This window comes from Brevibacterium sp. VCM10 (assembly GCF_000583215.1).
GTDB classification, from domain to species: domain Bacteria; phylum Actinomycetota; class Actinomycetes; order Actinomycetales; family Brevibacteriaceae; genus Brevibacterium; species Brevibacterium linens.
Window position 1 is genome coordinate 23,404 of the sequence record NZ_JAJB01000060.1, and the last position, 6,000, is coordinate 29,403.

Annotated in this window: 4 protein-coding genes; all 4 read right to left on the minus strand. The window is 68.8% G+C overall.

Features of this window, described 5'->3' with window-relative positions:
- Positions 1 to 151: 151 nt before the first annotated feature.
- The 4 genes from AD89_RS0115695 to AD89_RS0115710 all read right to left on the minus strand — a co-directional run bounded on the left by AD89_RS0115695 (position 152) and on the right by AD89_RS0115710 (position 5,954).
- Entirely contained in the window at positions 152 to 1,582 is a 1,431-nt protein-coding gene (locus tag AD89_RS0115695) for a diaminopimelate decarboxylase (RefSeq protein ID WP_025780434.1), read from the minus strand.
- Positions 1,583 to 1,703: 121 nt separating this feature from the next.
- Positions 1,704 to 3,539: a PucR family transcriptional regulator gene (locus tag AD89_RS0115700; protein ID WP_025780435.1), complete on the minus strand. Its 1,836-nt coding sequence runs from the start codon at positions 3,537 to 3,539 to the stop codon at positions 1,704 to 1,706.
- A gap of 118 nt (positions 3,540 to 3,657) precedes the next feature.
- Positions 3,658 to 4,419: a response regulator transcription factor gene (locus AD89_RS0115705; protein WP_025780437.1), complete on the minus strand. Its 762-nt coding sequence runs from the start codon at positions 4,417 to 4,419 to the stop codon at positions 3,658 to 3,660.
- On the minus strand, positions 4,419 to 5,954 hold the full coding sequence (locus AD89_RS0115710; RefSeq protein ID WP_025780438.1) for a hypothetical protein: 1,536 nt from the start codon (positions 5,952 to 5,954) through the stop codon (positions 4,419 to 4,421). Before AD89_RS0115710 ends, AD89_RS0115705 begins: the two co-directional genes overlap by 1 nt.
- Positions 5,955 to 6,000 lie beyond the last annotated feature (46 nt).

Genomic DNA, 6,000 nt, shown 5'->3' on the forward strand with positions numbered 1-6,000 from the left:
GTCAAGATACTTCGGCGAGCTGCTCAGAGTTCAGTCACCTGCTGTCGAGACTAAAGGCACCATACACTCTCGCACAGCTCATTCATGAAAGTTTGCTGAATTGTTAGCCGCCTTGCCTGAGCGTCGCCTGAAGCCCTCGGGTCCGCGCCGATCACCACTGCGGCCCCGCCTCGGCGAGGATCTCGTCGATCGTCTGGCCCCGTCGAATGACGACGAATCGCGCTTCGCCCCCGTCCGCGGTGCGGTACCCGTAGACGGGCACGCGCGGGAGCAGGTTGTAGGAGAAGGGGTTGGAGAAGTAGTAGGCGCCGGTCTCGGGTACGGCGACGAGGTCGCCGATGTCGAGGCGCGGCAGCGAACGGTCCCTGGCGAGCAGATCCCCGGAGAAGCATGCGGGCCCGGCGACATCCGTGGGCACCGCCTCGGCGATCTTCGGTTCCCCGTCGGCGGTGAACGGCAGGATCCGCAGCGGCCAGTCGTGCGGGGCGTAGGCGGTGCGGGTGGCTACCTGGACGCCTGCGTGAGTCATGGCGATGCGCCGCCCGCCGCTGGTCTTCGCGTACTCGACGCGGGTGAGGACGGTGCCGGCCTTGGCCAGCAGAGCACGCCCGAATTCGGTGACGATGTCGAAGTCGAACAGGTCGGGGACCTGCTGTTCGAGCACCGCTCGGTAGTCGGCGAAGGTCGGGGTGATGTCTTCGCCGTCGAAGTTCACCGACAGGCCTCCCCCGATGTCGATGCGGGTGATCTGCCGCGTCCCGGCACGCGCGTTGACCTCCTGCGCGAGGTCGACCGCGGTGCGGATTCCGACGGCGGCGCGCTCGAGGCTGATGCCCTGAGAACCAGAGTGCACGTGGATCTGATTCAGCCGGGGCCGCGCCAGGTACGCCTCGATCACGGCTTCGCGGGCTCCGGGGTCAGCAAGTCCGATGCCGAATTTCGACGTCTCTGTGGCGGTGCTCAGCGCCCCGATCGTGCCGGTGCCCGACTGCGGATTGATCCTGATTCCGATCCGTGCTTCGTCGACGGTCGGTCGTCTGTCTTCCAGCAGCAGGTCGAGGCGGGCGAGTTCGTCGAAGTTGTCGACGTTGATCGACACGCCCAAGTCGACGGCCCGACGCAGTTCCGTCCAGGTCTTGGCCGGGGAGTCGAAGACGATCCGTTCGGGAGCGAACCCGGCGGCCAGGGCGAGTTCGAGTTCGCCGGGGCTGGCGACTTCGCATCCGGCGCCCTGCTGCGCATAGCGCTCGAGCAGCGAACGCAGCGGCACGGCTTTGCAGGCCACCGCGTGGAGCACCTCATGGTCCGAATCGAACGCCGAAGTGAGCCGCTCGAACGCGGCGTCGATGGCATCGAGATCCATGAGCCCGAGCACGGGCTCCCGATCCGAGAGTGTGGGAACGCCCTCCGACAGGGCGGGCACACCCTCGGACGGAGCTGGCACGCCGTCCGGCGGGGCGGGCACGCCCGCAGGAGCGGAGGCGCTTTCGGGGGTGCGGTCGGTGAGGGGCTGGCTGTTCTCGGCGATCGCTCTGATCGCACGTGCTCGACCGTCGGCGATCGAGTGGTGACTGTTGGGCATGACGTCCTCTGTTTGTGATCTGCTGTCACTCTAGGACGGTCGACCTCGACGAACGAACAATAATTCACCAAACTTCCCGGGGATCGATTGTCGGTTTCCCACGACACGACTCCTCAAGCCTTCAGCCGCCCGCACGATCGTGGGCGAGTACCGAGAGCTCGAGCCACAGCCTCTCGGCCGGCTCGGCCGTCGACAGACCCGTGATCTCCTCGATCCGCCCCAGGCGGTGCCGCAGCGAATTCGTGTGCACGTGCAGCCGACGGGACGCCTCGGCGGAATTGCCGACCGTGGCGAAATAGACCCGCAGCGTCTCGAGCAGACTGCCGTTGTGCTGCCCGTCATGCCCGGCCAGCGCCCGAGCCGGTCGTGCGACGCTGCCGATATCGCCGCTGCGCCCAGTGGGTTCTCCGCCGTGCGCATCGCGCTCGGCGGCCAGCAGGGTATCGGCCACGCGCAGTCCGATGACCTCGGCGGCCGCATCCTCGGCGGTCGCTCCGACGATCGTCGGGGACTCTTCGCCGCCGGCAGAGCCTCCGCTCCTGGATTCCCGGCCGCGACCGCCGATGCCGCGCCGCCTGCCGTGCACGGCGTCGACGACGTAGGCGGCCTCCGACCAGGAACGATGCACCTCGTCGAGGCGGTCGACGGGAGAGCCGACACCGAAGCTGAGCACCTCATCACTCGGCAGCGATCGGCGCAGGGTAGAGAGCACGTGGTCCCGGATCTGCGCCGCATCCCTCGGCTCCCTCATCTGCACGAGCGCCGCGAGATGTGCTCCTGTGCCCGACTCGATCCGGGAGAGCACGGCATCGGCGAAGGCGGCCCGCAGATGGAACCGCAAGACGGGTTCTCGGTCGGGGGCCGCCTCGGTGAAGGCGAGGACGCAGAAGCTGCCGGAGAACGGCAGCGACAGGAGAGTCGCCGACGGACCGAGGTCGGCCGAACCGGCGAGGATCGCACCGAGCGCCTCCCGACGGATGCGCTTCTCGAACGGCGACCGGCGCAGTGTCCGCAGCATCACGGGCAGGGCCGCGCGGGCGGCGTCGCGCAGCACCTCGCGCAGCGGTTCGGGGTCGACCTCGGCCGGGTAGGCCGCCCAGATCGTGCCGATGAGCTCGCCTTCGCTGCGCAGTGCGATGACCGACCGGGCCGGTGATGTGCCTTCGGCGGGCCGTTCGACGACGTCGGTCGAACGGCGGATCGTGTCGAGGAACCCGGATGCCTCGAGCTCGGCGATCCGCCAGTCGGGAATGGCTCCGGACAGGATCGTCTCGCGTCGGATCTCGTCGAGTTCGCCGCCGAGGTTGGCATGCGCGAGCACACGCGAGGCCGGGTCCTCGATCGTGATCGATGCGCCCGTGGTCTCGGCGATGACGGCGGCCAGTGCGCTGAGGTCGTCGACATCGGGCCAGGCCAGGGCGCTCGTTGCGCCCTCCGTGAGTTGCCGCAGATGCACGAGGATCTCCGACCAGGTCACATGCGGCGAGCGTTCGAGGAGGACCGGAACCCGGCCCTCACTCCCCCGCAGCTCGACCCCGTCGCCGAGGTGGCTGTGCGTTCCGGGCGGAACGACGAGGGCGGCGGCGCCCGCATAGCCGGCCAGCACCGCATCGAGTCCGGCAGGACTGCTCACCGGTTCGGTGACGAGGACGACGGTCCCGGCCAGGGAGGCGTGGCCGACCGCCTCGGTGGGCGGGCCGGCAGGCGAGCCGGTCTGCGGAGCAGCGGGCGGGCGGGCGAGCGAGCCGGTGTGCGGAGCAGTGGGCGGGCCGGAGTGGGGTGCAGTTCGCGGGACGGCGTGCGGTGCAGCCGTCGTCTGCGTGGGAGTCGTCGGCAGGTCGAAGCCGAATTCGACTCGAGCGACCACGACGTCGCCGGCCATCTCGGTCAGCGGCAGGAGGAACCCCTCCGTGTCCCGGATCAGGCGGGACAGTCGCAGGATCGCGGTGTCGGTCATGCTCCCACTGTAGTCAACGGCCGACCATGGTCGGCTGCGGCCGGGAGGGTCTGCGTCGTCAGGACCGCGCGCCTCGGCGGGGCGGAAGGAACCGGACGATCCGCCTCGGCGGGATGGGTCATTCCGGGGAGAAGAACTTGAACTGGAGGGCACGGACGACGAGTTGGGCGAGGTTGCGTGCGCCCAGTTTGAGGCGGAGGTTGCGGGCGTGCGATTTCACGGTGGACATGGCCACCGATTGGGCGTCGGAGATCTCTTCGTAGCCATGTCCCTGGCAGAGCAGGGTGAGCAGATCCATCTCGCGCGCGGTCAGCTGCGGTGCCGCGCCGGGGGCGTCGGGCAGCTGATCACCGCTGATGACGATGTCCTCGGCCAAGCCTTTGAGCAGTTCGGGGCTCTCGTCTGCCGAGGCGGCCCGCACGATCGAGACGAGTTCCCTCTCCCCTGCCGTCTTGTTGACCACGGCGAGTGCGCCGGCCTCGAGTCCGCGGGCGATTCCGGGCCCGGGCGACACGGTCGTCAGGAGCACGACTCGGGCGTCGGGGTCGAGGTCGATGATCGCCGCCGTCGCATCGACGCCGCTCATTCCCGGCGGCATGTTGACGTCCATGAGGACGAGGTCGGGACGCTCGGCGTCGAAGGCGGCGATGGCCTCCTCGCCGGAGTGAACGGGGTCGAGCACACGGAAAGAACCCGCATCCTCCAGCGTCGCGGCCACCGCTCGTGTCGTCCACGAATCGTCATCGACGACGAGGACGGAGGTGCGCGCGGCGGATTCAGGGGTCATGTCGTGGTCGGCCTGCGGCGTGGTCGCCTCCGGTCTCACGTGAGGGGTCGCCTCCGAGGTCCGGTGCGGGGCCGGGTAGGTGTGCGCCGTCATCAGGCGTCGATCCTGTCGCGGTCACTCGTGCGCTGCCCCTGGCTGCGGTGGTTCCTGCTGTGGCTGCCGGCCGCACCTTCGGGGGTGGAATCGTCGGCGGCTTTCGTCGCGGCGGCATCACCCGTGCCAGGTCGTGAAGCGGCACCGCCGGCCGACCCCGAAGCGGCACCGCGATCGATTCCGGTGGTCGACGCCGATGGTGCCCCAGCTGCGGGTGTGTCCGCAACGGGTGTGTCCGTGCTCATGTCGAAGTCGTCGTCGACGACGTCGATCGTATCTGCGTGCGAGGAAGACCGCGCGGTATCCATTTTCGGGGATGCCGATGAGGAGTGGGAGATGAAGCGGATCGGCAGGGCCACCTCGACGACGGTTCTCTTCGTCTCGTCCTCGCGCACCCGGCAGACGCCGCCCATGGCCGTGGCACGGCGGGACAGAGACCGCGGGGCCCGGGTCAGCGCGGTCGGGGATGCGTTCGTGCTGCGGCAGAGCAGTTCGGCTCGGCTGCCGCTGCCGTCTCGCATTTCGACGACGAGGCTGGCGGGGGTGCCGGGGACGGAGTGGCGGATGACGTTCGTGGCGAGCTCGAGCATGACGGCCCGGAAATGGTGCGACAGCGTTCCGGTCGCATGGGTCGGCAGCGGGGAGAGTTCGGTGGTCAGGGGAACGGACCCGGCAGCGCACCCGTCTTCGATCGCGGTCGCCAGCTGCTCCGCCTCGGCGCGGAATCGGCTCCGGGAGGTCTCTGAGTCCCCGGTGCAGCTCTCGGTCTCCCACCTGCTCAGGCTCGTCACCAGCTGCCGGAGCCGTTTGGTGGCTTCGGCGTTGACCAGCGCCAGCTCGGCGACGAGGCGGTCGGCGGTCTCGGAGTCGCTTTCCTTCGCGAGGGTGCGGATGATCGCGGACTCGGTGGTCAGCGAGTGCGAGATGGTGTCGTGCATATCGCTGGTGAACCGGGCGCGCATGGCGTCGAGTGATTTCTGGTGGTCGACGGCGGCGCGTTCGCGGCGGTCGATCTCACTGCGGATTCGGGCCTCGACGAAGGACGCGCACAGGCCGAGGATCGAGTAGGTCAGCCAGCCGTACCCGAGGTCGGTGAGTCCTTCGAAGCCGGCGTCATAGGATCCGAGTCGGGTCGATGCGCCGAGGTAGACGGCCAGTCCGAGGGTTCCCAGCGCAAACCCGCTCCAGCGACGGCGGCTGATGAGGACCGCGATGGCGAGGATGAGCGCCTCGGGGAACATGTTCTCCAGGTCCGGGTAGAGCATGGAGAACCCGATTCCCAGACCGGTCGTGGCGACGACGATGCTCAGCGGCAGGAACGCGGCCAAGACGATGAGTCCGTAGGCGAGGACGAGCAGGCGTGCGTAGCGGGGTTCGGTGATCTCGAAGGAGCCGGGGACGAGGATCGTCAACCCCATGATGAGGGCCAGCAGGCGGATCGGCAGATCGATGAAGCGCGGTCCCCGGAGGAAGTGCCACAGTCGGGCCGGGACGCTCGCTGACGTGCCGGTCGCGCCGTCGATCTCTGATGTCATGGCACCTATTGTGCTACAACTGCACCCCCCGAACTACCTGACGGCG